This is a genomic window from Devosia neptuniae, from assembly GCF_025452235.1.
Taxonomy (GTDB): Bacteria; Pseudomonadota; Alphaproteobacteria; order Rhizobiales; family Devosiaceae; genus Devosia.
Genome location: NZ_CP104965.1, coordinates 1,458,530 through 1,483,957 on the forward strand (window position 1 = coordinate 1,458,530; position 25,428 = coordinate 1,483,957).

The 25,428-nt window shown below is 63.0% G+C and carries 28 protein-coding genes; 17 read left to right on the forward strand and 11 right to left on the reverse strand.

Annotated elements, in window-relative coordinates:
• Window positions 1-26: 26 nt before the first annotated feature.
• Together mtaB and dapF are read right to left on the reverse strand one after the other, a co-directional pair.
• Entirely contained in the window at window positions 27-1,292 is a 1,266-nt protein-coding gene (gene mtaB, locus N8A98_RS09920; protein WP_262171037.1) for a tRNA (N(6)-L-threonylcarbamoyladenosine(37)-C(2))-methylthiotransferase MtaB, read from the reverse strand.
• Entirely contained in the window at window positions 1,292-2,182 is an 891-nt protein-coding gene (dapF, locus tag N8A98_RS09925; protein WP_262171039.1) for a diaminopimelate epimerase, read from the reverse strand. The genes mtaB and dapF overlap by 1 nt, the downstream gene beginning before the upstream one ends.
• Window positions 2,183-2,278: 96 nt before the next feature.
• On the opposite strand from dapF, the gene N8A98_RS09930 reads away from it, so the two are divergent.
• From N8A98_RS09930 to N8A98_RS09945, 4 genes are all read left to right on the forward strand, one after another.
• Window positions 2,279-2,824: a class I SAM-dependent methyltransferase gene (locus tag N8A98_RS09930; protein ID WP_262171040.1), complete on the forward strand. Its 546-nt coding sequence runs from the start codon at window positions 2,279-2,281 to the stop codon at window positions 2,822-2,824.
• Between the two features lie 272 nt (window positions 2,825-3,096).
• Window positions 3,097-4,683, forward strand: coding sequence for a signal recognition particle protein (gene ffh / locus N8A98_RS09935; protein WP_262171042.1), 1,587 nt, complete (start codon window positions 3,097-3,099; stop codon window positions 4,681-4,683).
• Window positions 4,684-4,715: 32 nt separating this feature from the next.
• Window positions 4,716-5,117, forward strand: a complete 402-nt coding sequence (gene rpsP, locus N8A98_RS09940) for a 30S ribosomal protein S16 (protein ID WP_035099051.1) — start codon at window positions 4,716-4,718, stop codon at window positions 5,115-5,117.
• A gap of 114 nt (window positions 5,118-5,231) precedes the next feature.
• A complete protein-coding gene (locus N8A98_RS09945; RefSeq protein ID WP_262171045.1) occupies window positions 5,232-5,609 on the forward strand; it encodes a VOC family protein in 378 nt (125 codons plus the stop codon).
• A 3-nt stretch (window positions 5,610-5,612) separates the two neighbouring features.
• On the opposite strand, the gene leuB is transcribed toward N8A98_RS09945, so the two are convergent.
• Complete coding sequence (gene leuB, locus N8A98_RS09950; protein WP_262171046.1) at window positions 5,613-6,713, reverse strand: 3-isopropylmalate dehydrogenase; 1,101 nt, start codon at window positions 6,711-6,713, stop codon at window positions 5,613-5,615.
• 154 nt (window positions 6,714-6,867) lie between these two features.
• Entirely contained in the window at window positions 6,868-8,133 is a 1,266-nt protein-coding gene (locus N8A98_RS09955) for a Glu/Leu/Phe/Val family dehydrogenase (RefSeq protein WP_262171048.1), read from the reverse strand.
• Between the two features lie 152 nt (window positions 8,134-8,285).
• Between N8A98_RS09955 and N8A98_RS09960 the strand changes: the two genes are divergently transcribed.
• On the forward strand, window positions 8,286-8,705 hold the full coding sequence (locus N8A98_RS09960) for a GreA/GreB family elongation factor (protein ID WP_262171050.1): 420 nt from the start codon (window positions 8,286-8,288) through the stop codon (window positions 8,703-8,705).
• Here N8A98_RS09960 and N8A98_RS09965 read toward each other — a convergent pair whose 3' ends face one another.
• The 4 genes from N8A98_RS09965 to argC all read right to left on the reverse strand — a co-directional run bounded on the left by N8A98_RS09965 (window position 8,706) and on the right by argC (window position 11,551).
• Window positions 8,706-9,392, reverse strand: coding sequence for a CPBP family intramembrane glutamic endopeptidase (locus N8A98_RS09965; RefSeq protein WP_262171051.1), 687 nt, complete (start codon window positions 9,390-9,392; stop codon window positions 8,706-8,708). It lies immediately after the preceding gene.
• A gap of 15 nt (window positions 9,393-9,407) precedes the next feature.
• Window positions 9,408-9,794 carry a RidA family protein gene (locus N8A98_RS09970; protein ID WP_113123419.1) on the reverse strand — a complete coding sequence of 129 codons (387 nt, stop codon included), beginning with the start codon at window positions 9,792-9,794 and terminating at the stop codon, window positions 9,408-9,410.
• Between the two features lie 59 nt (window positions 9,795-9,853).
• Complete coding sequence (gene leuD, locus N8A98_RS09975; protein ID WP_262171052.1) at window positions 9,854-10,459, reverse strand: 3-isopropylmalate dehydratase small subunit; 606 nt, start codon at window positions 10,457-10,459, stop codon at window positions 9,854-9,856.
• A gap of 138 nt (window positions 10,460-10,597) precedes the next feature.
• A complete protein-coding gene (gene argC, locus N8A98_RS09980; protein ID WP_262171054.1) occupies window positions 10,598-11,551 on the reverse strand; it encodes an N-acetyl-gamma-glutamyl-phosphate reductase in 954 nt (317 codons plus the stop codon).
• A 130-nt stretch (window positions 11,552-11,681) separates the two neighbouring features.
• Here argC and deoD point away from each other — a divergent pair, with 130 nt between their 5' ends.
• The 5 genes from deoD to N8A98_RS10005 all read left to right on the forward strand — a co-directional run bounded on the left by deoD (window position 11,682) and on the right by N8A98_RS10005 (window position 15,649).
• Window positions 11,682-12,392, forward strand: a complete 711-nt coding sequence (gene deoD, locus N8A98_RS09985; RefSeq protein ID WP_262171056.1) for a purine-nucleoside phosphorylase — start codon at window positions 11,682-11,684, stop codon at window positions 12,390-12,392.
• Window positions 12,393-12,394: 2 nt separating this feature from the next.
• Complete coding sequence (locus tag N8A98_RS09990; protein ID WP_262171057.1) at window positions 12,395-13,018, forward strand: hypothetical protein; 624 nt, start codon at window positions 12,395-12,397, stop codon at window positions 13,016-13,018.
• Window positions 13,019-13,130: 112 nt separating this feature from the next.
• Complete coding sequence (locus tag N8A98_RS09995; RefSeq protein ID WP_262171059.1) at window positions 13,131-14,483, forward strand: hypothetical protein; 1,353 nt, start codon at window positions 13,131-13,133, stop codon at window positions 14,481-14,483.
• On the forward strand, window positions 14,480-15,286 hold the full coding sequence (locus tag N8A98_RS10000; RefSeq protein ID WP_262171060.1) for a COG3904 family protein: 807 nt from the start codon (window positions 14,480-14,482) through the stop codon (window positions 15,284-15,286). Before N8A98_RS09995 ends, N8A98_RS10000 begins: the two co-directional genes overlap by 4 nt.
• 78 nt (window positions 15,287-15,364) lie before the next feature.
• Window positions 15,365-15,649: a hypothetical protein gene (locus tag N8A98_RS10005; RefSeq protein WP_113124152.1), complete on the forward strand. Its 285-nt coding sequence runs from the start codon at window positions 15,365-15,367 to the stop codon at window positions 15,647-15,649.
• A gap of 12 nt (window positions 15,650-15,661) precedes the next feature.
• Here N8A98_RS10005 and N8A98_RS10010 read toward each other — a convergent pair whose 3' ends face one another.
• Both N8A98_RS10010 and N8A98_RS10015 read right to left on the reverse strand, forming a co-directional pair.
• Window positions 15,662-16,864 carry a GGDEF domain-containing protein gene (locus N8A98_RS10010; protein ID WP_262171062.1) on the reverse strand — a complete coding sequence of 401 codons (1,203 nt, stop codon included), beginning with the start codon at window positions 16,862-16,864 and terminating at the stop codon, window positions 15,662-15,664.
• 138 nt (window positions 16,865-17,002) lie between these two features.
• The gene (locus N8A98_RS10015; RefSeq protein ID WP_262171063.1) at window positions 17,003-18,010 is read right to left on the reverse strand and encodes an LLM class flavin-dependent oxidoreductase; all 1,008 of its coding nucleotides are present in this window, start codon (window positions 18,008-18,010) and stop codon (window positions 17,003-17,005) included.
• Between the two features lie 174 nt (window positions 18,011-18,184).
• Between N8A98_RS10015 and N8A98_RS10020 the strand changes: the two genes are divergently transcribed.
• From N8A98_RS10020 to N8A98_RS10035, 4 genes are all read left to right on the forward strand, one after another.
• Window positions 18,185-18,739 (forward strand): fasciclin domain-containing protein, encoded by a 555-nt coding sequence (locus tag N8A98_RS10020; protein ID WP_113120018.1) that lies wholly within the window; start codon window positions 18,185-18,187, stop codon window positions 18,737-18,739.
• Window positions 18,740-18,912: 173 nt separating this feature from the next.
• Entirely contained in the window at window positions 18,913-19,506 is a 594-nt protein-coding gene (locus N8A98_RS10025; protein WP_262171066.1) for an acyloxyacyl hydrolase, read from the forward strand.
• Window positions 19,507-19,793: 287 nt separating this feature from the next.
• A complete protein-coding gene (locus tag N8A98_RS10030; RefSeq protein ID WP_262171067.1) occupies window positions 19,794-20,351 on the forward strand; it encodes an acyloxyacyl hydrolase in 558 nt (185 codons plus the stop codon).
• Window positions 20,320-20,727, forward strand: coding sequence for a glyoxalase superfamily protein (locus N8A98_RS10035; RefSeq protein ID WP_390888820.1), 408 nt, complete (start codon window positions 20,320-20,322; stop codon window positions 20,725-20,727). The genes N8A98_RS10030 and N8A98_RS10035 overlap by 32 nt, the downstream gene beginning before the upstream one ends.
• A gap of 151 nt (window positions 20,728-20,878) precedes the next feature.
• Here N8A98_RS10035 and N8A98_RS10040 read toward each other — a convergent pair whose 3' ends face one another.
• Window positions 20,879-22,066 (reverse strand): BaiN/RdsA family NAD(P)/FAD-dependent oxidoreductase, encoded by a 1,188-nt coding sequence (locus tag N8A98_RS10040; RefSeq protein ID WP_262171070.1) that lies wholly within the window; start codon window positions 22,064-22,066, stop codon window positions 20,879-20,881.
• Between the two features lie 375 nt (window positions 22,067-22,441).
• On the opposite strand from N8A98_RS10040, the gene N8A98_RS10045 reads away from it, so the two are divergent.
• From N8A98_RS10045 to N8A98_RS10055, 3 genes are all read left to right on the forward strand, one after another.
• Window positions 22,442-23,482: an aspartate-semialdehyde dehydrogenase gene (locus tag N8A98_RS10045; protein ID WP_262171072.1), complete on the forward strand. Its 1,041-nt coding sequence runs from the start codon at window positions 22,442-22,444 to the stop codon at window positions 23,480-23,482.
• A 158-nt stretch (window positions 23,483-23,640) separates the two neighbouring features.
• The gene (locus tag N8A98_RS10050; protein WP_262171073.1) at window positions 23,641-24,525 is read left to right on the forward strand and encodes an EamA family transporter; all 885 of its coding nucleotides are present in this window, start codon (window positions 23,641-23,643) and stop codon (window positions 24,523-24,525) included.
• Window positions 24,525-25,406: an EamA family transporter gene (locus N8A98_RS10055; RefSeq protein WP_262171075.1), complete on the forward strand. Its 882-nt coding sequence runs from the start codon at window positions 24,525-24,527 to the stop codon at window positions 25,404-25,406. The genes N8A98_RS10050 and N8A98_RS10055 overlap by 1 nt, the downstream gene beginning before the upstream one ends.
• Window positions 25,407-25,428: the final 22 nt, after the last annotated feature.

The following is a 25,428-nucleotide window of genomic DNA, read 5'->3' on the forward strand; positions in this document are numbered from 1 at the left end:
CTTTAAGGTCATTCGTCGCGGCGAGATTACGCCGCTTCGCGCAGGGCTTCGCCCACTAGGCCATCGGCGGCCGTGGCAGTGATGCGAACGGCCAGCAGCTCGCCCGGTTGCGCTCCCGGCACGGCGACCGGCACGAATTGCTCGGTGCGGCCCAGCCCGTCGCGCTCGATCAGCACATTCTCAATTTTGCCGACGCGGCTGGCGCACAGCTTCTGGAACTGCGCCTCGCCCTCCGCCCGCAGCACCGCAGCGCGATCACGCGCCACCCGCTTATTGACCTGCGGCATGCGCGCGGCCGGAGTGCCTTCGCGCGGCGAATAGGGGAAGACATGCAGATAGGTCAGGTCCGCCTCGGTCACGATGCGGCGGGTATTTTCGAACATCTCGTCGGTTTCAGTCGGGAAGCCGGCAATGATATCGGCGCCAAACACCATTTCGGGCCGCAAGGAACGCAGCTTGCCGACAATGGCCAGCGCATCATCGCGGGAATGGCGGCGTTTCATGCGCTTCAAAATCATGTCATCGCCCGATTGCAGGCTGAGATGCAGATGCGGCATCAGCCTGATATCGCCGGCAATTGCGTCATACAGCGCCTCATCCGCCTCGATGGAATCGATCGAGGAAATGCGCAGGCGCGGCAGGTCCGGCACATGGCGCAGGATGGCTTGGGTCAGCTTGCCCAAAGTGGGCGTGCCCGGCAGATCGGGGCCATAGGAGGTGATATCCACCCCGGTCAGCACCACTTCGCCATAGCCATTGGCGACGAGTTTTTTGACCTGATCGACCACCATGCCCATGGGCACCGAGCGCGACGGCCCACGGCCAAACGGAATAATGCAGAACGTACAGCGGTGATCGCAGCCATTCTGCACCTGCACGAAGGCCCGCGCACGGCCATCCATGCCCTCGATCAGGTGGCCGGCGGTTTCCCGCACACTCATAATGTCGTTGACCTGCACCTTGTCGTTCAGCGGGGTGCCGAACACCATGGGCTGGTAGCTTTCGGCTTTCATCTTGTCATTATTGCCGATCACCAGATCGACCTCCGCCATATCGCCAAAGCTGCGCGCCTCGGTCTGGGCGGCGCAGCCGGTGACGATGATGCGGGCCGCCGGATTGTCGCGACGGGCCTTGCGCACGGCCTGCTTGGCCTGACGCACGGCCTCGGCAGTCACCGCGCAGGTATTGATGATGATGGCGTTGTCGAGCCCCGCCTTTTCGGCCTCGGCCTTCATCACCTCGGCTTCATAGGCGTTGAGCCGGCAGCCGAATGTCAGCGTCTCGACGGCCATCAGGCCGCTTCCTCGGCGCGGGTCCAGCCGCCCGTGGCGGGGTCGAGCATGCCGACCCATTCGCGCTCGGCCGGGCCGGTCAGCACGACATGGTCATCGGCGCGCCATTCCACTACCAGATCGCCGCCCGGCAGGGTGACGGTTGCCTTGCGGGCGGTGCGGCGGGTGCGGGCGCCATTAACCACGGCGGCACAGGCGGCAGTGCCGCAGGCTTGCGTGAGGCCGGCGCCGCGTTCCCAGGTGCGCAGGATGATGCGGTCTGGCGTCAGCACTTGCGCGATCGAGATATTGGCCCGCTCGGGGAAGATCGGATGGTTTTCCAGCATCGGCCCGAACCGGTCCAAGGCATAGTTCCACACATCGTCATGCACCCAGAATGTGGCATGCGGATTGCCCATGGAGGCGACCGATGGCGAATGCAGCACCGGCGCATCGATCGGCCCGATCTGCAGCTCGATCTGACGGGTATCGGCGAATTCTTCAGCCAGGGGAATGTCGTACCAGGCGAGCTTTGGCGTGCCCATATCGACGGTGATCATGCCGTCTTCATGCTCTTCCCCGAACAGCAGCCCCGCCACCGTTTCGAACATAAAGGTCTTTTGACCGCTTTCCGAAGCCAAAAACTGCACGACGCAGCGCATGCCATTGCCGCAGGCCTGGGCCAGGCTGCCATCGGAATTGATGATCTCGATATAATGGGCGGTGCCGGCTGTCTTCGGATCATGGATCGCCATGATCTGATCGAACTTGGTGCCAGCGGTAGCATTGATGGCGATAGCGGCAGCAGGCGTCACCCGATCGGCGCGACCGCGCATATCGGCCACGATGATCTGGTTGCCCAGCCCGTTCATCTTGAGAAACGGCACGCCGTTCACTTTTGCCTCGCCCATGGGAAGTTCATATCGGCTCTATATGGCGGAAGTGCCGCAAAATTGCCAGTGCTCGTGTCGGCTTGACCCAGAGCCTGGTGCGCCGCAAACTGGGCCATGCCCATTGCATCCCGCCATAGTGCGGCGGTCGCCGCCCTTGATCCGCACGGGTCGCAGGCCGTGCTTGAAGTCGGCTGCGGTCATGGCGTCGCGGTGCGGCTATTGCTGGAGCAGCCTATGGTGAGCCGGGTCGTTGCGCTCGATCGGTCGCCCAAGATGGTCGCAGCCGTGGCTGCAAGCGTGCCGGGTGCGGTGGCAGAGGGACGGCTGAGCGTGCGGGCCGAGGCGCTGGAAGCGGCCGATTTCGCTGGCGAGCGGTTTGACGCGATCATTGCGATCAATCTCGATTTCAATCTCCGGCTGGGGGATAGCTGGCCCGGGCTGCTCAAGGGTCTGTTAAAGCCCGCTGGCCTTGTGGTGCTGGCTTTCGAGCCGCCGCCGGGCAGCGGCAAAGGGGCGGGATTTGCCAGCCTGTCGCGGCAACGCCTGGAGGCGGCAGGTTTTGCGGTGAGCGTCGAGCAGGCGGCGGGAAATGTTACGCTCGTGCTGGCCCGGCTGGCCGAGAAGGCTGCTTTCCTTGACTCGGCGCCGGCTTTCCCCTAAAGCCAGCCCATTCATCAGGCTTTGCTCCTGACCAGCCGACCGGGACCCCTTGGGGTATAAACCGATCCCGGAGGCCACCATCCGCCAGCGCGTTGCGCCCGCGGGTGAGTTTGGCGTTTGGACTGATGGATACCATATGGCTCATTGGACGAGCGAAGCGAGGACCCCGGCGATCATTCGCCGCCCCCGCGGAGGGCCAGCGAAGCCGTCAGCGCGGATTTAGCGCGTCGGTGGCGTAGCGGTGCGGCCCGTGAGCGAAAAGGGAATAAAATATGTTCGAGAGCCTTTCCGACCGGCTTGGCAAAATCTTTGATGGGCTTCGTGGCCGCGGCGCGCTGAATGAGGCCGATGTCGATGTGGCGCTGCGCGAAATTCGCCGCGCGCTGATCGAGGCCGACGTGTCGCTCGAAGTGGTCCGGGCCTTTGTCGAGCAGGTCAAGGACCGCGCAGTGGGCGTGGAAGTCACCCGTTCGGTGACGCCGGGCCAGCAAGTGGTCAAGATCGTCCATGACGAGCTGGTCGCCGTATTGGGCGAGACCGCCGTCGCGATCGACCTCAATGCCCCCGCGCCCGTCACCTTGCTGATGGTGGGTCTGCAGGGCTCGGGCAAGACCACGACGACGGCAAAAATTGCCAAGCGCCTCAAGGATCGTCAGAAAAAGAAAGTGCTGCTGGCGTCGCTCGATACGCGCCGCCCGGCGGCTATGGAGCAGCTGCGCGTGCTGGGCGAACAGGTGGGCGTGGATACGCTCCCTATCGTCACCGGCGAAACTCCGGTCCAGATTGCCCGCCGCGCCGAGCGCGAAGGCCGGCTGGGCGGCTATGACGTGCTTATTCTCGATACGGCGGGTCGCACCCATATCGATGAAGAACTGATGGCCGAAACGGCCGAGATCAAGGTGATCGCCAAGCCGCATGAAATCCTGCTGGTCGTCGATGCCCTGACGGGGCAGGACGCGATCAATGTGGCGCGTTCGTTCGATAGCCGGCTCGATGTGACCGGTATCGTGATGACCCGTGTCGACGGCGATGGCCGTGGCGGCGCGGCGCTCTCGATGCGGGCGGCCACCGGCAAGCCGATCAAGCTGATCGGTATCGGCGAAAAAATGGATGCGCTCGAGGATTTCCATCCTTCCCGCATTGCCGACCGCATTCTGGGCATGGGCGACATCGTTTCGCTGGTCGAAAAGGCCGCCGAGCATGTGTCGGCCGAAGACGCCCAGAAAATGGCCAAGAAGCTCAAAAAGGGCTCCTTTGACCTCGACGATCTGCGCGGCCAGCTGATCCAGATGAAAAAGATGGGCGGCATGGGTGGCCTCATGGGCCTGATGCCGGGCGCCGGCCAGATCAAGAAGGCCATGGCCAATTCCAATATCGACGAGAAGGTGTTCGATCGCCAGATCGCCATCATCAATTCGATGACCAAGAAGGAACGGGCCGAGCCCGACCTGCTCAATGCTTCCCGCCGCAAGCGTATTGCCGCCGGCGCCGGTGTCGAGGTCAGCGAAATCAACAAGCTGGCCAAGCAACACCGCCAGATGGCCGATATGATGAAAAAGGTCAGTAAGGGCGGCATGGGCGCGCTTGGTGGCATGTTCGGCGGCAAGATGGGTGGCATGCTTGGCGGCATGCCGGACATTTCCAAAATGGACCCGGCCCAGCTCGAACAAATGGCCCGTCAGGCCGGTATCGATCCCAAGCAATTACAGGGCCTGCCTTCGGCCCAGCCGCAGATCGCCCAGAAACTCCCCAGCGATGTCGGCGCGCTGCTCAAATCCGGCTCCGGCCTTCCGGGCTTGCCCGGTCTCGGCGGGCCTCCCCGTTTCCCCGGCCTTCCCGGCCTGGGCAAGAAGAAATAACTCGATTTAGCTAACCTCAAGGAAAACCAGAAATGTCCCTCAAGATCCGTCTCGCCCGTGGTGGCACCAAGAAGCGTCCTTTCTATCACATCGTGATTGCCGATGCTCGTTCGCCCCGCGATGGCCGCTTCATCGAAAAGATCGGCACGTTCAATCCGCTGCTGGCCAAGGACAATGAAGGCCGCGTCGTGCTCAATGCCGAACGCGCCACCCATTGGGTCGGCGTTGGCGCCCAGCCGACCGACCGCGTGCTGCGTTTCCTCGATGCTGCTGGCGTTGCCAAGCGCGATGCCCGCAACAACCCGAACAAGGCCAAGCCCGGCGAGAAGGCCGTTGCCCGCGCCGACGAGAAGGCCGCCAAGGCCGCTGCTATCGAAGAAGCTAAGAACGCCCCCAAGGAAGCTCCGGCCGCTGAAGAAGCTGCCGCCGAGTAATTTGGCCGATTTGAATAAAAAGGCCCCGGTGCATCGCGCCGGGGCCTTTTTCATGCTGCCAAGCTCTGTCAGCATGTCACTCTAGATAAGCCCGCCTGACTATGGAGGCTTGTCGTGAAATTTGCATCGATCCGTGTCGTGACCGCCGACGTCCAGGCGCTCAAGGGTTTTTACGCCGCTCTGACAGGAGTGGAGCCCACCGATCTGGCGCCGGGATTTTCGGAAATCCGGCTGGAAGGCTGCACCCTCGCCATCTCGAGCGAAGACATCATCAACAAGGTCAATGGCGGGGCAATCGTGCCCCGGTCCAACCGGTCCTTGATGCTGGAATTGGAGGTCGATGACGTGCAGGCTATCCAGACCAGGGTGACTGATAGCGCCCTGGCCGAGATCGTTCAGCCGCCGACCGTTATGCCCTGGGGCAATACCTCCATGCTGCTGCGCGATCCGGATGGCGCCATCGTCAACATCTTCTCTCGTCCGAAGCGATAAAGCCTAAGCCTTGAGCTTCGCCAGAACCGCTGCGCCCATTTCTTCGGTGCCGACTGTCTTGCGGTTGTCCTGCGCGATATCGCCAGTCCGCAATCCGTCGCTGAGCACCGCCGAGATGGCGTTCTCGATCCTGGTGGCCAGTTCGATCATGCCGAAGCTGTAGCGCAGGGCCATGGCGACCGAGGCGATCATGGCGATGGGGTTGGCAATGCCCTTGCCGGCAATGTCGGGGGCCGAGCCGTGTACGGGCTCGTAGAAGGCCTTGCGCTTGCCGGTGAGTGGATCGGGCGCACCCAGCGAAGCCGAAGGCAGCATGCCGAGCGAGCCGGTGAGCATGGCGGCAACGTCGGACAGAATGTCGCCAAACAGGTTGTCGGTGACCATGACGTCGAATTGCTTGGGGTTGCGCACCAGCTGCATGGCGGCATTATCGGCCAGGATATGGTGCAGCTCGATGTCGGAATAGTCCTTGGCGACGCCCTTGACCACTTCGTCCCACAGCACGCCGGACTTCATAACATTCTTCTTGTCGGCCGAGTGGACCTTGCCCGAACGGGTGCGGGCCAGATCGAACGCAACGCGGGCGATGCGGTCGATTTCGTAGGTCTCGTAGACCTGGGTATCCACGGCGCGCTTCTGCCCGTCGCCGAGATCGGTAATGGTCTTGGGCTCGCCGAAATAGACGCCGCCGGTCAATTCGCGCACGATCAGGATATCAAGGCCCTCGACCAGTTCGCGCTTGAGCGAGGAGGCATCGGCGAGCGCCGGGTAGCAGATGGCCGGGCGCAGATTGGCGAACACAGCCATTTCCTTGCGCAGGCGCAGGAGCGCGGCTTCCGGGCGGTGCTCATAGGGGACATTGTCCCATTTCGGCCCGCCCACGGCACCAAAGATCACCGCGTCGGCGGCCAGCGCCTTTTGCGTATCTTCGTCGGTGATGGCCACCTGATGCTGGTCATAGGCCGCGCCGCCGGCAAGACCCGTGTCGGTCGAGAAATCGGTGAGCTGCTCTTGGTTGGTCCAGGCGATCAGCTTTTCGACCTCGACCATGATTTCGGTGCCGATGCCGTCGCCCGGCAACAGAAATAGGGAATGGGTGGCCAAAATATGCTCCTCGCCGTACTGGTGGTTACGCTTGGGCTGACATAGAGGTATTTTGCAGTTCTGTGCAAGAGCGCGCGGGATGAGATCGGTTCGCTGGCAAAGGAAAAGCCGGCCCTTGCGAGGCCGGCTTGCTGCCGATCGGCGATTGGATGGTTTAGCCGGCGAAGAAGGGCTGGGTGCCGTGCGCCTCGATGGCGGTCGATAGCCGGCCCAGGGCGTGGATATAGGCGGCGGCGCGGACCGAGACGGAACGGTCCTTGGCAATATCCCAAACGGCGCGGCCTTCGCGCTCCATCATCTTTTTGAGCCGGGCGTGGATTTCCTCGAGGTCCCAATAGAAGCCCTGGCGGTTCTGTACCCATTCGAAATAGGAGACGGTGACGCCCCCGGCATTGGCCAGGATATCGGGCAGCACGATCACGCCGCGTTCGCTGAGAATCTTGTCGGCCTCGGCGGTCACCGGGCCATTGGCCAGTTCGAGTACGACCCGGGCCTTGACGGTGGCGGCATTGGCCTGGGTGATCATTTCCTCGAGCGCGGCGGGTACCAGCAGATCGGCCTCGACACCGATCAATTCGTCCGCCGCGATTATGGTCGCTCCCAGTTCGGCGGCTAGCTCGGTCACCCGCCGTCCCGCCGTCTTGCCGGCAATGAGACGGGCCACGTCCAGCCCGCCGGGGCGGTAGATGGCGCCGGTCGAATCCGAGACGGCGACGACGCGATGACCATCGGCGGCAGCCAGCTGGGCATAGAACTGCCCGGCATTGCCGAAGCCCTGGATGGCAACGGTGTGGGAGCCCGCAAGGCCCAGTTCCTCTGCCAGGTGGCGCACCAGATAGAAGCCGCCGCGGGCGGTGGCGTCATTGCGACCGAGCGAACCGCCCAAAGCGATGGGTTTGCCGGTGATGACGGCGGGCGTGACGCTGCCGGTGATCTGGTTATATTCGTCGGCCATCCAGCCCATGATCATGGCATTGGTATAGACGTCGGGCGCCGGGATATCGCGATCGGGGCCCACCGTGGTGGCAAAGGCCTGCATATAGGCGCGGGAGAGGCGCTCCAGCTCGGTCTTGGAAAGGGTGTGCGGATCGACCCGCACGGCGCCCTTGCCCCCGCCATAGGGCAGGTTCATCACCGCGCATTTGAAGGTCATCCAGAAGGCGAGGGTCTCGACTTCCTCGATCGTGGATTCGGGGTGGAAGCGAATGCCGCCCTTGGTGGGGCCGCGGGTGTCGTCATAGCGGCATCGCCAGGCCAGGAACGACTTGCGCGAGCCATCATCCATGCGGATCAGCAGGCGCGTCTTGGTGGTTTCGCGCGGATATTTGAGTTTTTCGATGACATCCTGATCGATCTGAAGGTGGCTCGCGGCCTCTTCGAGGCGGACAAGGGCGCGATCAAGCAGGCTGCCGTCAGTCATTGGAAATACCCTTTTGGATCAAAAATTGTGCATACTGCTGCACAATGCGGCAAAATACCTGCCACACTCCGGCAGGTAGGGCAATAAAGCTGACCGAAATTGCGTAGTTTTTATTCGCAATGCCTATTGACGGGGCATTGGCGCGGCATAGAGTGACAATAGACGATTTTCCCTCCGAGCCCGCTGCCGTGCTGCCCTCCGCGCCCCTGCCTGATATTCTGATCAATTCCGACGACTACAATCGCGTGCTGCTGCTGGCCGAACGGGTCAGTGCGCACATGCCCTATGTGTCGGCCTATCTGGAGCGCGAGCTGAGCCGGGCGGAATTGTGCCAGCCCTGGGATCCGGCCGGGGTCTCCATGGGCCAGCGGGTGCGCTTCGCGCTGGATGACGAACCCTTCCAGCGGCTGGGGCGGCTGACCTATCCGCGCAATGTGGTGCCACGCAAGGGCGATGTGCCCATTCTTGGCGCGGTGGGCGCCGCGCTGATCGGCATGCATCGCAATTCCAGCATCGAATGGCTCGATGACGGCCGCCTGCGGACGCTGACCGTGCTCGATTACGGCTGGTAATCAGACGAAGCCGCTGCGGTCGAACAGTACCCAGAAGGTGGCGATATTGGTGAGGGCATGGGCCAGGCCCACCCAGAATACCGAGCCCGTTCGCCAGGCGACCCAGTTCCACAACAGGCCCAGCACGGCCGCGCCGGCGACGAGGCCCACCCCGCCGCCGTCGAAGATCACGCCATGGCTGAGGGTGAGCGGAATATGCCAGGCGGTAAACAGCAGCCAGCCCAGCCAGAAGCCGAGCCTGGGCCGGTCGGCAAAGCGGGTCATGAAGCCGCCGCGCCAGGCGGTTTCCTCAAGCGGGCCATTGATGATGGCGACCAAAGCCGCCAGCATGAGGCCGGGCGTCGTGAGCAGCGAGGTATTGGGCGCCAAGGCCAGGGCGGCGATGGCCACGACCTGGATGAGCAGGAGCCCTGGCACGAACCAGTCGCGCCGCGAGAGCTTTTCCGAGAACAGGCGCGGGCTGCGCGCGCCCGACAGGGCATGGATGGCGATGACCGGCGCGCAGAAGCCGATCCAGTACAGGGCAAACACCACGAGATAACCCGTAGTGCCCAGCGCGCTGGTGAGAATAGGCACCAGCGCCAATAGCACGGCGATCAGCCCCAGCGCGTGCAACACAAGGGCAAGTTGAGGGCCGGTCAACATGGTGCGAGGTATGGCGCCCTGGGGGTTGGATACGCTCGCCATGTCTGTGCCTGATCCCTAGCTGTTGGCTGCCCCGATGCGGGCGGTGACTTCGATCTCGATCTTCATGCCCGCTTCGATCATCTGCACGATCAGCATGGAGGCGGCCGGGCGGATATCCTTGAACACCGGGCCAACGGCCTTGACCACGGCATCCACATCATTGCGATCGCCCACATAATAGACGACGCGCACCGTATCCGCCAGCGAGGAGCCGGCTTCTTTCAATGCCTTGTCGATGGTGGCCAGGGCATTAGCCGCCTGCTGGCCGACATCGTCAGGCATGGTCATGGTGGCATAGTCATAGCCCGTCGTGCCCGAGACATAGACAGTGTCTTCGTGCCGCACAGCGCGGGAATAGCCAAAGGTAGCCTCGAACGGGGAGCCGGTGGAAACGCGCTGCATTTTTGCCCTTTGGGTTCGGCGGATGGGAGAGGCCTTTGCCTCTCCGTTTGATCGGGTGACTAGAGCCAGGGGCGATCGGACGCCATCTTGGTTTCGAATGTGGTGATCGAGGGGTCGGACTTGAGCGTGCCGGCGATATCGTCCAGCCCTTCGAGCAGAATCTGCTTGCGGGAGGGGTCGATATCGAAACGCAGCGTGCCGCCATCGGGACCCTTGATGGTCTGGGCTTCCAGATCAATGGTCAGGGTGGCGTTGGAGCCGCGCTCGGCATCATCGAGCAGCAGCTTGAGCTGGTCGGGCGTGACCACCAGCGGCAGGATGCCGTTCTTGAAGCAGTTATTGTAGAAAATATCGGCAAAGCTGGTCGAAATGACGCAGCGGATGCCGTAGTCGAGCAGTGCCCAAGGGGCGTGTTCGCGGCTGGAGCCGCAGCCGAAATTGTCGCCGGCCACGATGATGCTGGCGCCGCGATACGCCGGCTTGTTGAGCACGAAATCGGGGTTTTCCGTGCCGTCCTCATTATAGCGCATTTCCGAGAACAGGGCGGTGCCCAGCCCGGTGCGCTTGATGGTTTTGAGGTACTGCTTGGGGATGATCATATCGGTATCGATATTGATGATCGGCAGCGGCGCCGCGACCCCGGTCAGAGTGATGAACTTGTCCATGACGGAAAACCTCGCTTTGGGGCGGTTCATCGCGCAAAAGCGGGCATTTGGTCAAGTCGGGATTGGGGGAAAGCGTTCGGTTCGCCCTGCGGGAGCCGTTTCCCTCCCCCAGAAGGGGAGGGTGCCGACTGATAGTGCCTAAGCCGCGAGGCTTTCCCTGGCGCTGAGGCCCAGCATCAGGTTGAGGTTCTGCACGGCCGCGCCTGAGGCGCCCTTGCCCAGATTGTCATAGACGGCGACGAGCACGGCCTGGGCGCGGGCATCATTGGCAAAGACATGCAGGGTCATCGTATTGGTGTCGTTATGCGCCTGCGGATCGAGCGCCGGGGTCTTGCCCAGCGCCGGATCATAGGGCGCAACGCTGACGAAGCTGTCCTTGATCCCGGCGAAATGGTCGGCAATGGCGGCGTGGATGTCCTGGCCGCTCGGCACTTTGTCGAGCTGGCCCAGCTGCAGCGGCACGAAAGTCGTCATGCCCTGGGCAAAGTCGCCGACATTGGGCACAAACAGCGGCGCGCTGGAAAGACCGGTATATTTGGTCATTTCGGGCACGTGCTTGTGGTTGAAGGTCAGCCCATAGGGCATGAACTGGCTCGCCGCTTCCCCCTCGGCTTCATATTCGGCAATCATCTGCTTGCCACCGCCGGTATAGCCGGAAATGCCGTTATAGCTCACAGCAAAATCGGCCGGCAGCAGGCCCGCGGCAAGCAGCGGCCGCATATTGGCGATCAGCCCCTGCGGCCAGCAGCCGGGATTGGCGACAAAGCGCGCATTGGCGATTTTTTCCGACTGACCCCGATCCATTTCGGCAAAGCCATAGGCCCAATCGGGATTGACGCGATAGGCGGTCGAGGCGTCGATCACCCTGGTGGTGTCATTCTCGATCAGGCTGACGCTTTCCTTGGCCGCATCGTCGGGCAGGCACAGGATGGCGACATCGGCTGCATTGAGCAGGCGCTTGCGTTCGTCCAGATCCTTGCGCTTGTCGGCGGCAATGGAGATCACTTCCAGATCGCGCCGGCCGGCCAGGCGCTCGCGGATCTGCAGACCCGTGGTTCCAGCTTCCCCGTCGATGAAAATCTTGGCGGCCATGGCAGTGCTCCATATTCTTGGCCCAGCGTAAATGGACCTGACGCGTGACGGGGTCAAGACGCTATAGACCCGGCTCTTGCCGTTGCTGGCGCCGGGTGGCAATGCTTGGACTAAGACCAAGGGAGCCCAAATGACCCCACATAATCATGCCAAGCCCGGCGACTATGCCGAAGCGGTGCTGCTGCCGGGTGATCCGCTGCGCGCCAAATGGATTGCCGAGACGTTTTTCGAGGCGCCCAGATTGGTCAATTCGGTGCGCAATTGCCTGGGCTATACCGGCACTTGGAAGGGCAAGCCGGTTTCGGTACAGGCCACCGGCATGGGCCAGCCATCGCTGTCGATCTATGTGCATGAGCTGATCAATGTCTATGGCGCCAAGACCCTGCTGCGGGTGGGCACCTGCGGCGGGCTCAATGCGAAGGTCAAGGTGCGCGACCTGATCCTGGCGCAGGCAGCGAGTACCGACAGCGCCATCGTCAAGGACCGGTTCGGGGCGTTCAATTTCGCCCCCATCGCCGATTTCGGGCTGCTGCGCGCGGCGGCGGAAAAGGCCGAGGCGGCGGGCATGCGCTTTCATGCCGGCAATATGCTGAGCTCGGATATCTTCTACCACGCCGACGGCTTTGCCGGGTATGGCGCGCTGCCGGCGCATGGGGTAATCGGCGTCGAGATGGAGGCGGCAGCGCTCTATACGCTGGCGGCGCGGTTTGGCGTCAAGGCACTCACCATCTGCACCATGACCGATTGCCTGATCACCAAGGAAGAGATCAATGCCGAGGAGCGGCAGACCTCGCTCAAGGATATGGTGACGCTGGCGCTCGACGTGGCGATCGAGGCCTGACGATGAGCATGGCGGATCGGCTGGCGGGAGCACTGGAGCGGCGCGACGAGGCGCCCAATGTCGAACTGGCCGAAGAGCTTGTCGCCCGCGAGGACAGAGCCGGCATTGCCGAAGTGGTGGCTTTGGTGCGCTCGGGCACCAGCCGGCAGCGCAATGACGGCATGAAAGTGCTCTACGAGATCGGCGCGCGGCGGCCTGACCTGGTCGGCGGTTATTGCCCGGTCTTTCTCGAGGCGCTGGCCAGTTCGAACAATAAACAGGTCTGGGGCGCCATGGCAGCGCTGGACAGCGTGGCCGAACAGCGGGCCGATACGCTGGTGGCCGAATTGCCGCGCATCATGGCGGCGGCCGACAAGGGCTCGGTGATCGCCAAGGACCGCTGCACCTCGATCCTGGTCAAGCTGGCGCGGGCGGGCTACGCGCAAAAGGCCGTGCCGCTGCTGGTCGAGCGGCTCAAGAATGCCGCGCCCAACCAGTTTCCCGCCTATGCTGAGGAAACGGCAAGCGTGATGACGCCGGAACAGAAGCCGGGCTTTCTGGCGGTGCTGACCGAGCGCATCAAGAGCATTGCGCAGAAATCCAAGCGGGACCGGGTGGAGCAGGTGCTGCGGAAATTGAACGGGTAGCGCAGGCATCGCGCCATCACGCGCTCGCCATTAACCCTCGCAAAATCCGCCACCGTTCCGCCGGGATCGCTGTGTTAACCTCCGCTTAAGACCGTGAGGGGCCCGACCGCCAATGCAGCTCAAGCCGAATGCCTATCGCCTCAACGAGACCGTCAAGGGCGTCGAGACGATGACCCGTTTTGCGCTGGCGGTGCTGGCGCTGGCCTCGGGCGTCTATACCTATCTGGGGGTGCGCGGCATCCTCGACGGCTCGGCGAGCTTCGTGTTCTTTGCCGCCATCATCTATTCGGTCGCCGTATCGGTGGCCATCTATGCGTTCTGGAGCTTCATGCTGCGCTTCGTGCCGCTGGTGACCAATGGGGTGCAGCGGATCGGGCTGTTCATCACCATGGCGGTGGGCTGCGCCATGATCATCGCCATGTCGAGCTGGCTCAATGCGGCGGCGCTTGCCGGGTCGGCCGCCACCGAGCAGCATATGGCCGTGACGCTGCAGGGCTATGCCGAAGACCTCGATCAGGCCCATTCCAATGCGCTGGCCGCTCAATCGCTGCTGCCCGACGTGCAGCGGGCGGCCGAACGCTTTTCGGGCCTCGCTGCCGATGAGCGGGAATCGGGCGCCCTGACCGGCACGACCGGCTCGGGCAGCGTCGTGCAATTGCTGACCCAGATGGGCACGCAGATGAACCAGCTGGCGGCGACCATTACCGGCTCGCGCGACCAGGTGGCCACCCAGTTCGAACAGGGCTCGGCGCGGCTGGCCACCATGCGCGAACTGGTCTCGACCCCCGGCGCCATCGAGCCGCGCGCCGATAGTTTTCAGACCGAGGCGGTGCAGCTCTCGGCCATTATCGCTTCCCTGCAGCAGACCGGGGTGGCCGCATCGGTCAAGCGCGCTTCGGCCGATCTGTCCGCCGGGTTCATTGCGCCGGTGGCTAATGGGCAATCGGCCGACCTTGCCAATCGGCAGGATCAGGTCATGGAGACGGTGCGCGTCTCCGTCGCGGCACAATCGGCGGCGCTGACCGCCGCGGCCGACGAGATTTTGGCGACGCCGGCGGTGGAACAGCGCCGCTTCGTGCCGCTCTCCAGTGCCGAGGCGGTGATCCGCTATTGGCAGGATTTCATTCCATCCTGGGCCGGCGCGATTTCCATCGATCTTTTGCCCGTCGTGCTGGTGCTGGTGCTGATGATCGTCAACGACGCCATGCGGCGGGAATCCGAAAGCCTGGAAGAGGCGGAAAATATCACCGCCGCCGAAATGCTGCGGGCCATGAATCTATATCGGCGCATGGAAGCGGCCGGGATCGTGCCCGAGCCGGTGCGGAGCGAGCCCCCGGCCGTGGAGCCCGAGGCTATGCCGGAGCCGGTCGAGGAACCAGCGGCGGCGCAGGCGGTCGATGACACTACGGTCACCCCGATCGATGCAGCGCAGCGCAAGCGCACCGATGGGCCGCGCCCGGCATGAAGACAGAGGCCAACGCCCGCCTGGACACTGACGAAGGCCCCTTCTATCGGGGAGCGATCCGCTGGCTGGCCGGGCTCGAGGACGGAGCGATCCTGCGGGTGGCATTCTTTGGCCTGCTGATCGGCACAGCTTCGGTACTCTATGTAGATTTTCGCGAGCTGACGGCGGGCGAAAGCGCGGGCCTGGCCCTGCCCGGCCATCCCATCCTGCCGCCCTCCAATCCGGCCCTGCCGCAGGGGCCGATGCCCAATGTCACCACGGCCCCCGAAGTGCTCGACCAGCCCTTGGAGATCGCGCTAGGTACGGGCGGGCAATTGCGCCTGACCGGTACCATCGATCCGGGCGCCGCCGCGCGCTTTGCCGCCGAGATTGCGGCGCGCGGCGAGTATGTGCAGACTGTGCTTCTCGATTCGCCCGGAGGGTCGGTCGTGGATGCGCTGGCGATAGGCGATCTGATCCATGAGAAGGGGCTGGCGACCGAAGTCGCGGCCGGATCGCTCTGTGCCTCATCCTGCCCCATTGTCTTCGCCTCGGGTGCCGAGCGGATTGCCGGCCCGGACGCCGCCATTGGCGTGCACCAGATTTATGCCTCGGCCATGAGCGGCGATCCGCTGCGTGCGGCTGGCGTGGCCATGGCCGACGCGCAGAGCATAACGGCCGATATCATCGCGCATCTGACCAAATCCGGCGTCGATCCGGCCATGTGGCTGCATGCCTTGCAGACGCCGCCGGACCAGCTGTACTATTTTTCTGCCGAGGAGCTGACGGCACTCAAGATCGTCACAAACCTTGCGCAGAATTAACCTGCCATAACGGAACCGGTGGAGGACCGGAACCGTTGCGGAACAAGGGCTTAAATTAGCGGACGGGAGGCCGCGACCATGACCCATATTCACACTCTGACGCGCCATCGGGATATCCAGAACTGGGTGAGCGACCGGCATGGCATTCCGGCCATTGCGCGGGTGCGCAACCGGTTCGGGGAGGAAAGCGCCCAACTCAAGCTCAGCTTCGAGCGGCCCCAGCGCAAGAACCGCGCCAGCCAGGATGACGGTATGAGCCCCTGCTCATGGACGGCATGGCTGGCCGAACTCGACCGCCAGCAATTGGCGCTCAAGGTCGATCTGGCAGCCGATGATTTCGAGCTGGTAGATCGCCGCCAGTAAAGTGCCCTCGGCTTAGCTGCCGGCTTGCCCGCTCAGGCGGGGGTCGGCAGTGTCGACCGGCTCGCTGCTCACCGCATGCACCCGATCGCGGCCGGCCTTCTTGGCGGCGTAAAGCGCTGCGTCGGCACGGTGGACCAGATCGTGCAGGCCATCGCCCGCCTGCATCTGGGTAACGCCAAAACTGGCGCTGAGCGGACGATTGGCGCCCAGCTCGCTCCCCGATAGCGCGGCAAAGGCCTGGCGTACGCCTTCGGCATAAAGCCGGCCGGAGGCCAGATTGGCGCCGGGCAAAAGAATGGCGAATTCTTCCCCACCATGCCGCCCCAGCACCATGCGGGCATCGGCGCTATTGGCCAGAAGCCCGGCAAAGGCCGCGATCACCCGGTCGCCGGCATCGTGGCCGAAGGTGTCGTTGACGTCCTTGAAATGGTCGAGGTCCGCCAGCACCAGCGCCGAAGGAATGCGGGCGCGGGTGGCATTTTGCAGCGCCCGTTCGGCCCGCTCCTCAAAGCCGCGTCGATTGAGCAGGCCGGACAGCTTGTCGGTTTCCGAGCGCAGGGTGATTTCGGCCATCACCTCGCGCACATTGACCAGCAGCATCAGCACGCCATTGGACACCAGCAGGAATGCGGTCAGCATCTGCGACCAGGCGCCATAAAGGCTGTGCAGGTAATTTTGCAGGCTGGCATCGCCCAGGCCCATGGCCAGGTACGGCTTGGCGACGAATTGCAACCCGCTGACCAGCAGGAACACGATCAGCAACACATCGAGCGCCCCGCGGCGCGGCGCCCGGAACACCACGATTGCCGCCAGGATGTGGGCGAAGAAATAGGGCAGTTGGTAGATCATAGCCCGGCCGAGCGTGGCGGTGGCCGGCTCGTTGATCAGGATGATATTGGCGAGCAGGGAACCGCCACCCAATAGCCCAAGCCAAATCCAGGGCACGGCGACTGCATAATGGCGGGCGAGCCCGACAACGCAGACGAGAAAAGCCGACAGCGCTACCGCAAAGACGGTAATGCCGAGCAGGCGCGGATCATCCTGCCCGGGCAGGATATATTCGAGGATGGAATTGAGGATGCCCAGGGCATAGGCCAGCGCCAGCCAGCGCGCGCCGACGGCGCTGCTATAGCGCCACGCCACAGCACCAAAAGCCGCGGCGAACAATCCCGCGACGAAGATATTGATGGCGAGGACGAAACCGGCGGCACCCATGTTCGCAACTCTGGTCTAGCCGGACACGGCCCCGGCGTCCCCAATCGGCAGATATGCCGAAATGGGCCAATGAACGCTCCCCGTCCATTGATCCCACTGATTATCGGCCAATTCTATCGTGGTGGGCAGAACGAGAGGTTAACGCGGCACCAGCCCAAAGGCCTCGGCGATCAGCTTATAGGAGCGGCGGCGCAGCTCATAGCTATGCACCGTCGTGGTGATGATCACCTCATCGGCCCCCGAGCTCTCGGCCTTTTCCGCGATCGTATCCCGCACCGTCTCGGGCGAGCCGACGATCCAGAGCGTCGATTGATGATCGATCACGCTTTGCTGCTGGCTGGTCAGCACGCGGGCATGGGCGTCTTCCGGGCTCATCAGGCGGCGCTGTTCGCCGGTGGTGAAGAGCGCCCATTGCACGGCCTGGGAATAGGAGAGGTATTGCGCCTCTTCATCGGTTGGCGCGCAGACCACCGAAACGCCCAGAATGGTGCGCGGCTCGGGCATGGCTTCGCTGGGCTTGAAGCCGTAGCGATAGGCCTCGAAGGCGGGCGCTGCCGGGGTGTGGCTGAAATGGGCGGCAAAGGCATAGCCCATGCCCAATTGACCGGCTGCCTGGGCGCTGGCGCCGGAGGAACCCAGCAACCAGAGCGGGGGCAGGCGAATGCCGCCGGGCGCCACCGGCACCCGCGAAAAGGGATGATCGGAGGGGAAATTGTCTTCGTCAAACGCCATCATCTCGGCGAGATAGGCGGAAAATTCCTCGCCGCCGCCGCTGCGCAAGGCGCGCATGGCATAGCCATCGCCGCCCGGTGCACGCCCCAGGCCCAGATCGACGCGGCCGGGATGCAACGCTTCGAGCGTGCGGAAGGCCTCGGCAATGCGCAAAGGCGCATGGTTGAGCAGCATGACGCCGCCGGAGCCGACACGGATATTCTTGGTATGGGCGGCAGCGCTCGAAATCAGGATTTCGGGGGAGGACGAGGCGATCGAGGCCATGCCGTGATGCTCGGCATACCAGAGCCTTGTGTAGCCAAGCGCGTCGCCCAGCTGCGCCAGCTTAATGGTTTCGGCCAGGGCGTCAGGCGTCGAAGTGCCTTCGGCAATGGGGGCGAGATCGAGGATCGAGAGGGCAAGGGGCTTGGGCATGGGGGGCAATCGGTCTTTCAAAGGCGCAATGGAGGGCTTCTATCGTCTGATTACGATGAAAGATAGGCTCTGCAGCGCCCTGGTTCCACCCCGCCTTGGTGGATCGGCGAAACTTTTTGCGCCGAGCGCCCGTAGCTCTCCCCTGACCGACAAGCGTCAACAAGGGATTTCATCATGAACAGCAAACTGCTCAAGGCCGTTTTCGTGGCCGCCGCTCTGCTCAGCTCCACCGCCGCATTCGCGCAAAGCAATCCACGCGTCGGCGGCGCGCCGATGTTCGCCACCAAGAACATCGTCGAGAATGCCGTGAACTCCAAGGACCACACCACGCTGGTCGCCGCCGTCAAGGCTGCGGGCCTGGTCGATGTGCTGTCCAGCGCCGGCCCATTCACCGTGTTCGCTCCGGTCAACGCGGCCTTTGCGGCGCTACCGGCGGGGACAGTCGATACCCTGCTCAAGCCTGAGAACAAGGCCATGCTGGTCAAGATCCTGACCGCCCATGTCATTGCCGGCAAATATTCGCTGGCGGACCTGCGGGCCAAGGCCGAAGCCAGCCCCGGCGGCTTCCTGCTCAAGACGGTTTCGGGCGACAATCTGCAATTCACCAAGCTTGGCGACGTGCTCTATGTGGTGGATGAAAACGGCGATGCCGCCAAGATTTCCATTGCCGACGTCAACCAGTCCAATGGCGTGATCCACGTGGTCAACAAGGTGCTGCTGCCCAAGTAAGCAGGCGCTTCGTAGCGTGATTTTTCGGGGGCCGCCACGCCGGGCGGCCCCCGTTTTTATGCCTATCAGGCGTTGCCGGCCAGTCACATGAGCGGCCAAATCGCTCCGAAGGCATTGACTCTATTGGGGCTTGCAAGCTCAATGCAGGCCGTTTTCCAAGTGAATGGTCGGTCATGTCGGTACTGCGTACGCTGCTTTTTTCTGCCCTGGGTCTCGTCGGCGCCGTGGCGCCCGTGGCCGCGCAGGATCTGATGGACCCTCATCCGCTGGCCGGCGTGGTCGACGAATTGCGCATCGGCGTGCATGCCCATTCGGTCGATAGCACCATGCTGCCCTTCAGCGTGCAGAACTGGGATCTCGGCCATATCGAGGATGTCAGCTTTGACGTGCTGTTCACCTCGCCGGACCTGGATGCCTTCCGCTGGGTCGGCGCGCCCCGCCCCGAAGTCGGCGCCACGCTCAATCTGGGCGACGGCGATTCGATCGCCCATCTGGGCCTGACCTGGCAATTGCCGGTGTTCGAAACCCCGTTCTATCTCGAAGGCACGTTCGGCGCCGCCGTCAATGACGGCTACCTGACCGGCGCGCCCGAAGGCCGCAAGAATTTCGGCTGCCGGGTCAATTTCTACGAGCGGTTCGGCGTCGGCGCCAACCTCAGCGAGAACATGACCGCCACCCTGACCTATGAGCACACCTCCAACAATGGCTGGTGTGATGCCAATGACGGGCTGTCGAACTTCGGCCTGCGCGTCGGCTGGAAGTTCTGAGATCATCTTGGGTCTGGTGTTTGCGGAAGCAGACCCCTCACCCGTCTCGGCCTTACGGACGATCCACCCTCTCCCTCAAGGGGAGAGGGTTGGCACCGAGCTTAGCCGAGCACTGGGCCTCCTTCTCCCCTTGAGGGAGAAGGTGCCCGAAGGGCGGATGAGGGGTCTCTTTCTTTGCTGCTCCCACCCCAGCCAGCGTTAACACCCAGTTAAAGACAATTTGAATCAAACATTGCGCATGCCGGCGCCACGCCGTCCAATCGCCGCAGGCGAATTGGAGTTGAGTGATGGCGATAATCTGGCGGGCAATGATGGCTTTGGGCCTGGTGCTGCTCACCATAGGCAGCGCGCAGGCCCAGTTCGATATCCTGCCCGAAATCCGCGGCGGCATTTTTTCCCGCGGCGTGGGCGATGCCGATAGTTCCGGCCTGTTCGATACCGAGCGCATCGAAGACGCCAATGTGGAATTGCTGTTTGCCGTACCGGCACTGAGCCCGGCTTTGGTGCCGGCCGAAATCCGCCCGCATCTGGGCGCCACCTTCAACATGGATGGCAAGGAAAGCATGCTCTATGGCGGGCTGAGCCTCACCTTCCGGCTGCCCCTATTGCCGGTTTTTGCTGAGGCGAGCCTGGGCGGAGCGCTGCAGAGCGGCTCCATGCTGGCCGAGGGAGTGCCGCAACGCTTTGGCTGCGCGGCTTTGTTGCGCGCCTCGGGCAGCGTGGGTGTCGATGTGCTGCCGGGCGCCTCGCTCATGCTGACGGCCGAGCATTATACCGATGGCGGGATGTGCGGGGACAGCGAGGCTCTGACCAATGTGGGCGTTCGAGCCGGGATACGGTTTTGAGGATGCTACCTTGCAGCACATAAGCACTGTGCCGATCCTGCGCAGTTTCGACGAGGCCAAGGCGCGCGAATTCTATCTCGATTGGCTGGGGTTCAGCGTGGATTGGGAGCATCGCTTCGAGCCCAATCTGCCGCTTTACATGCAGGTCTCACGTGATGGGGTTGTGCTGCATCTTTCCGAGCATCATGGCGATGCAACGCCGGGCAGTCACGTGCGGGTCGAGGTCAGCGGGCTGGCCGCGTTTCATGCCGAGCTGACGGGCAAGCGGTACAAGAATAATCGCCCGGGGCTGGAGTCGCCGCCTTGGGGTGGGCTGGAGATGACGGTGACCGATCCGTGCGGCAACAGGATTACGTTTGCGCAGGGGGAGTGCTAGGGCAGGGCTTTTCACCGAGAACTCCCCCACACGGTGTCATTCCCGCGAAAGCGGGAACCTCCGTTTTCTTTGCTGGCATCGCCAAACAGAGGTTCCCGCTTTCGCGGGAATGACATTGTGGGTGGGGCGATATTGCGAGTGTAGTTTTGCCCTAAGCCGCCTGCCCGGCAGCCCAGCCGGAGGCCCAGGCCCATTGGAAATTATAGCCGCCGAGCCAGCCGGTGACATCGACCACTTCGCCGACGAAGTAGAGGCCGGGCACGGAGCGGGCCGCCATGGTCTTGGCGTCGAGGTCGCGCGTGTCGACGCCGCCTAGCGTCACTTCGGCGGTGCGATAGCCTTCCGAACCGACGGGCTTGAGCGTCCAGTTCTTGAGCTTGGCTTCGATCACGGCCAGCTTCTTGTCCGAGAAATCGCCGAACATGCCGGGCATGTCGAGCTCATCGCCCAGCAATTGCGCGAGCTTTTTGGGCAGCAGATTGCCGATCACCGTCTGTACCTGAACCTTGGGCATTTCCTTGCGGGCGGCGCGCAGCACTTCGCCGGCATCGCGACCGGGCAGCAGGTCGACTTCAATGGCGTCGCCTTCGCGCCAATAGGAGGAAATCTGCAGGATGGCCGGGCCCGACAGGCCCCGATGGGTGAAGAGCAGAGCTTCCTCGAACGCGGTCTTGCCGTGCTTGACCATGGCGTCGGTGGCAATGCCGGCAAGCGGCGTGAGCTTTTCCAGCGCCCCGGTTTCAAAGGTCAGCGGCACGAGGCCCGGGCGCGTCTCGGTGAGACGCAGGCCGAACTGGGTGGCCAGTTGATAGCCAAAGCCGGTAGCACCCATTTTGGGAATGGATTTGCCGCCGGTGGCGACGATCAGGCTTTCGGCTGTGGCTGAGGTATTGGTGAACAGCACTTCAAAACCGGTTTCGGTCTTGCTCACCCGCTCGATTGCCGTCTTGAGCCAGAGCGTCACCCCAGCCAGCCGCATTTCGCCCAGCAGCATGGTGTTGATCTGGGTGGCGGGGCCATCGCAGAACAATTGGCCCAAGGTCTTTTCGTGAAAGGCGATGCCGTAGCGCTGCACCAGGGCGATGAACATGTCGGGCGTGTAGCGCGACAGCGCCGACAGCGCGAAGCGTGGATTGTCGCTCAGGAAGCGATCGCGGCCGCGCTCGATCGTGGCATTGATATTGGTGAAATTGCAGCGCCCGCCGCCCGAAATGCGGATCTTGTCGCCAGCATGGGCGGCGTGATCCACCAGCAGCACCTTGCGGCCGCGCTTGCCCGCTTCGATGGCGGCCATCATACCAGCGGCCCCGGCGCCGAGGACGATCACGTCGTAATGCATTGTTTTGGCCCTTTGGGTTTGGGGCAGTTACAGCCATGGGACATGTGGTGGCAAGCGTTGAGGGCAGGGCCACCATTCTTAAAGGGCCAAAAAAGTGGCCCAAAAACCGAAAGATTGACTCTTTCCTATTTGAGAGTATGACAAGTCCTGCTTGCAACCAAAGCAGTCACAAGATGCGCAGCGCTTTCGCTATGGCCGATTTGCCTACGACCCCGGTGTTCACCGGCGGCGTCGCTGCCCTCATGACCAAAACCACCAAAACCGTCTGAAGCTTTTCCCCGGGTCGTCTCCCGACGGGGAGAGGCTCAAAGCACTGGCCGCGATGCAAGTCATCGCGCGGGGGCGGAAACTGGCAAGGGACTGGAGTTCCAAAAAATGGGTTATCGCGTCGCTGTCGTCGGTGCCACTGGTAATGTGGGCCGGGAAGTTCTCAATATTCTGGCCGAACGCAAGTTCCCCGCCGACGAGGTTATCGCGCTGGCGTCCTCGCGCTCGATCGGGCGGGAAATTTCCTATGGCGACAAGATTTTGAAGGCCAAGAATCTCGAGGACTTCGATTTCACCGGCGTCGATTTCGCCATCATGTCGGCCGGCGGCACCATTTCCAAGGAATGGGCGCAGCGCATCGCCGCCAAGGGCGCCATCGTGATCGATAATTCGAGCTATTGGCGCTATCATTCCGATGTGCCGCTGGTGGTGCCGGAAGTGAACGCCCATGTGCTGGACGCCTTCATGGCCAATCCCAACCGCACCAATATCATCGCTAATCCGAACTGCTCGACGGCCCAGCTGGTCGTGGCGCTCAAGCCCCTGCATGACTTCGCCAAGATCAAGCGCATCGTCGTCTCGACCTATCAGTCGGTGTCCGGCGCGGGCAAGGATGGGGTGGATGAGCTGTGGAACCAGACCAAGGGCATTTTCGTCAACGATAGCGCCACGCCCGGCAAGTTCCCCAAGCAGATCGCCTTCAACGTCATCCCGCATATCGATGTGTTCATGGAAGACGGCTACACCAAGGAAGAGTGGAAGGTGCTGGCCGAAACCAAGAAGATCCTCGATCCCAAGATCAAGGTGACCTGCACCGCCGTGCGCGTGCCGGTGTTTGTCGGGCATTCCGAAGCGGTCAATATCGAATTCGAGAACCCGATTTCGGCTGACGAAGCCCGCGATATCCTGCGCGAAGCGCCGGGCATTTCGGTGCTCGACAAGCGCGAGCCGGGTGGCTACGCGACTCCGGTGGAAGTGGTGGGCGAATATGACACCTATGTCTCCCGCATCCGCGAAGACAACACGATCGAGAATGGCCTCAATATCTGGATCGTGAGCGACAATCTGCGCAAGGGCGCAGCGCTGAATACAATCCAGATCGCCGAAACGCTGATCGAGCGTGGCCTCTTGGCCAAGAAGGCGGCTTAGCGCTATTGCCCTGATTACACTCGGTGTCATCCCGGCGCAGGCCGGGACCCATCCTGAGATATCTTGTCAAACGGGCATTTCAGGATGGGCCCCGGCCTGCGCCGGGGTGACATCGTGGATGTAATTGCCTCTGGGCAAATTCTATAGGTCCAACAAAAATGTCCCCGCGTGACCTCATCCTAGCCCTTGGCGTCGTCATTGTGTGGGGCCTCAATTTCGTCGCCATCAAATGGGGCGTGGACGAAGTCCCGCCCTTTATGATGACAGCCCTGCGTTATCTCGGCTGCGCGCTCCCGGCCGTGTTTTTCATCCGCCGGCCCCAGGTCAGCTGGCGCATGCTGATCCTCTACGGCTTTACCGTGGGCGTGCTGCAATTCAGCTTCCTCTTCACCGCCATGCGGCTGGGCATGCCGGCAGGGCTGGCGAGTCTGGTCATGCAGATGCAGGTGTTTTTCACCATGGCTTTGGCCGTCTTGTTCCTGGGCGAGCGGCCGGGCCTGTTCCAGCTTGGCGGGGCGTTGATCGCCCTCCTGGGACTCGCCACCATCGGGGCCGAGCATCTGGGCGGCGCGGTGCTTATGCCGCTGGTCATGACGCTGGTGGCGGCCATGTTCTGGGCCATGTCCAATATCGTCACCAAGCGCGCCGGCAAGGTCGACATGCTGGGCTTCGTAGTCTGGGGCAGCCTGGTGCCGCCTATCCCCATGTTGGCACTGTCGCTGATCTTCGAAGGGCCGGGCGCCTATGCTTCGCTCCTCGCCATGACACCCCGCGGTATCGGTTCGGTCCTCTTCATCGCCTATGGCTCGACGCTGTTCGGCTATGGGCTATGGGCAGTGTTGCTGGGGCGTTATCCGGCCAGCGTGGTCGCGCCATTCTCGCTGCTGGTGCCGGTGGTGGGCTTTGCGGCCGCCATGATCATTCTGGGTGAAGCGGTCACCGTGCCGGAGATTCTGGGCAGCCTTTTGATCTTTGTCGGGCTGGTGCTCAATGTGCTGGGGCCAAAAGCCCTGGCGCGGTGGCGGTCGGCGGGCGGCGTATAATGCCGATCCGCCATGTCGGGCTGGCGCTGCTGGTCGTGGTCATCTGGGGCTTTAATTTCGTCGTCATCAAGCTCAGCGTCGATGCACTGCCACCCTTGCTGGCGGCGGCGTTGCGCTTCCTGTTCGCGGCCTTTCCGCTGGTGTTCTTCGTCAAGCCGCCCAAGGCGCCGTGGCCCATTGTGGTGGGGTTCGGGCTCAGCTTCGGCTTTGCGCTGTATGCCTTTTTGAACCTGTCCATTGCCTGGGGCATGTCGGCGGGGCTGAGTTCGCTGGTGCTGCAGGTGCAGGCGTTTTTCACCATGGGCCTCGCCTTTTTGCTATTGGGCGAGCGGCCGAGCCGGTTCCAGATCATGGGGGCGGCGGTGGCCTTTGGCGGCATTGCGGTGATCGCCACCGAACGGCTGGGCGCCACTTCGCTCTTGCCGCTGGGCATGACGCTGCTGGCGGCTCTGGCCTGGGGCCTGGCCAATGTGCTGACCAAGAAGGCGGGCAAGATCAATGCCTTGTCCTTCACCGTCTGGGGTGCGCTGGCCGCGCCGCTGCCGCTCTTGGCGCTGTCATTGCTGGTCGAGGGGCCACAAACCGTGCTCACCGCCTTGCGCGGGTTCAGCTGGCAGGATGCGGGGCTGATCGCCTTTCTCGCCTATCCGGCGACGCTGTTGGGCGGGGCGATCTGGAGTTGGCTCTTGGGCCGGCACAAGGCGTCGGTCGTGGCGCCCTTTACCCTCCTGGTGCCGATCACCGGCATGCTGTCGGGCTATCTGGTGCTGGGCGAGGTGATCACCCCGATCGAGATTGGCGGGGCCGGGCTGGTCATTCTGGGCCTTGTCATCACGCTGCTGCGTGGCCGGCCGAGTGAGCCGGCTGTGCGGCTCGACTGACAAAAAGGCCGCCCCGGAGGGC

What these genes read in the sequence shown, in the direction of transcription:
- mtaB (WP_262171037.1), bottom strand. Translation starts at nt 1,292, where the DNA reads ATGGCCGTCGAGACGCTGACATTCGGCTGCCGGCTCAACGCCTATGAA.
- dapF (WP_262171039.1), bottom strand. Translation starts at nt 2,182, where the DNA reads ATGGGCGAGGCAAAAGTGAACGGCGTGCCGTTTCTCAAGATGAACGGG.
- N8A98_RS09930 (WP_262171040.1), top strand. Translation starts at nt 2,279, where the DNA reads ATGCCCATTGCATCCCGCCATAGTGCGGCGGTCGCCGCCCTTGATCCG.
- ffh (WP_262171042.1), top strand. Translation starts at nt 3,097, where the DNA reads ATGTTCGAGAGCCTTTCCGACCGGCTTGGCAAAATCTTTGATGGGCTT.
- rpsP (WP_035099051.1), top strand. Translation starts at nt 4,716, where the DNA reads ATGTCCCTCAAGATCCGTCTCGCCCGTGGTGGCACCAAGAAGCGTCCT.
- N8A98_RS09955 (WP_262171048.1), bottom strand. Translation starts at nt 8,133, where the DNA reads ATGACTGACGGCAGCCTGCTTGATCGCGCCCTTGTCCGCCTCGAAGAG.
- N8A98_RS09965 (WP_262171051.1), bottom strand. Translation starts at nt 9,392, where the DNA reads ATGGCGAGCGTATCCAACCCCCAGGGCGCCATACCTCGCACCATGTTG.
- N8A98_RS09970 (WP_113123419.1), bottom strand. Translation starts at nt 9,794, where the DNA reads ATGCAGCGCGTTTCCACCGGCTCCCCGTTCGAGGCTACCTTTGGCTAT.
- leuD (WP_262171052.1), bottom strand. Translation starts at nt 10,459, where the DNA reads ATGGACAAGTTCATCACTCTGACCGGGGTCGCGGCGCCGCTGCCGATC.
- argC (WP_262171054.1), bottom strand. Translation starts at nt 11,551, where the DNA reads ATGGCCGCCAAGATTTTCATCGACGGGGAAGCTGGAACCACGGGTCTG.
- deoD (WP_262171056.1), top strand. Translation starts at nt 11,682, where the DNA reads ATGACCCCACATAATCATGCCAAGCCCGGCGACTATGCCGAAGCGGTG.
- N8A98_RS09990 (WP_262171057.1), top strand. Translation starts at nt 12,395, where the DNA reads ATGAGCATGGCGGATCGGCTGGCGGGAGCACTGGAGCGGCGCGACGAG.
- N8A98_RS09995 (WP_262171059.1), top strand. Translation starts at nt 13,131, where the DNA reads ATGCAGCTCAAGCCGAATGCCTATCGCCTCAACGAGACCGTCAAGGGC.
- N8A98_RS10000 (WP_262171060.1), top strand. Translation starts at nt 14,480, where the DNA reads ATGAAGACAGAGGCCAACGCCCGCCTGGACACTGACGAAGGCCCCTTC.
- N8A98_RS10005 (WP_113124152.1), top strand. Translation starts at nt 15,365, where the DNA reads ATGACCCATATTCACACTCTGACGCGCCATCGGGATATCCAGAACTGG.
- N8A98_RS10010 (WP_262171062.1), bottom strand. Translation starts at nt 16,864, where the DNA reads ATGGGTGCCGCCGGTTTCGTCCTCGCCATCAATATCTTCGTCGCGGGA.
- N8A98_RS10015 (WP_262171063.1), bottom strand. Translation starts at nt 18,010, where the DNA reads ATGCCCAAGCCCCTTGCCCTCTCGATCCTCGATCTCGCCCCCATTGCC.
- N8A98_RS10020 (WP_113120018.1), top strand. Translation starts at nt 18,185, where the DNA reads ATGAACAGCAAACTGCTCAAGGCCGTTTTCGTGGCCGCCGCTCTGCTC.
- N8A98_RS10025 (WP_262171066.1), top strand. Translation starts at nt 18,913, where the DNA reads ATGTCGGTACTGCGTACGCTGCTTTTTTCTGCCCTGGGTCTCGTCGGC.
- N8A98_RS10030 (WP_262171067.1), top strand. Translation starts at nt 19,794, where the DNA reads ATGGCGATAATCTGGCGGGCAATGATGGCTTTGGGCCTGGTGCTGCTC.
- N8A98_RS10035 (WP_390888820.1), top strand. Translation starts at nt 20,320, where the DNA reads ATGTGGGCGTTCGAGCCGGGATACGGTTTTGAGGATGCTACCTTGCAG.
- N8A98_RS10040 (WP_262171070.1), bottom strand. Translation starts at nt 22,066, where the DNA reads ATGCATTACGACGTGATCGTCCTCGGCGCCGGGGCCGCTGGTATGATG.
- N8A98_RS10045 (WP_262171072.1), top strand. Translation starts at nt 22,442, where the DNA reads ATGGGTTATCGCGTCGCTGTCGTCGGTGCCACTGGTAATGTGGGCCGG.
- N8A98_RS10050 (WP_262171073.1), top strand. Translation starts at nt 23,641, where the DNA reads ATGTCCCCGCGTGACCTCATCCTAGCCCTTGGCGTCGTCATTGTGTGG.
- N8A98_RS10055 (WP_262171075.1), top strand. Translation starts at nt 24,525, where the DNA reads ATGCCGATCCGCCATGTCGGGCTGGCGCTGCTGGTCGTGGTCATCTGG.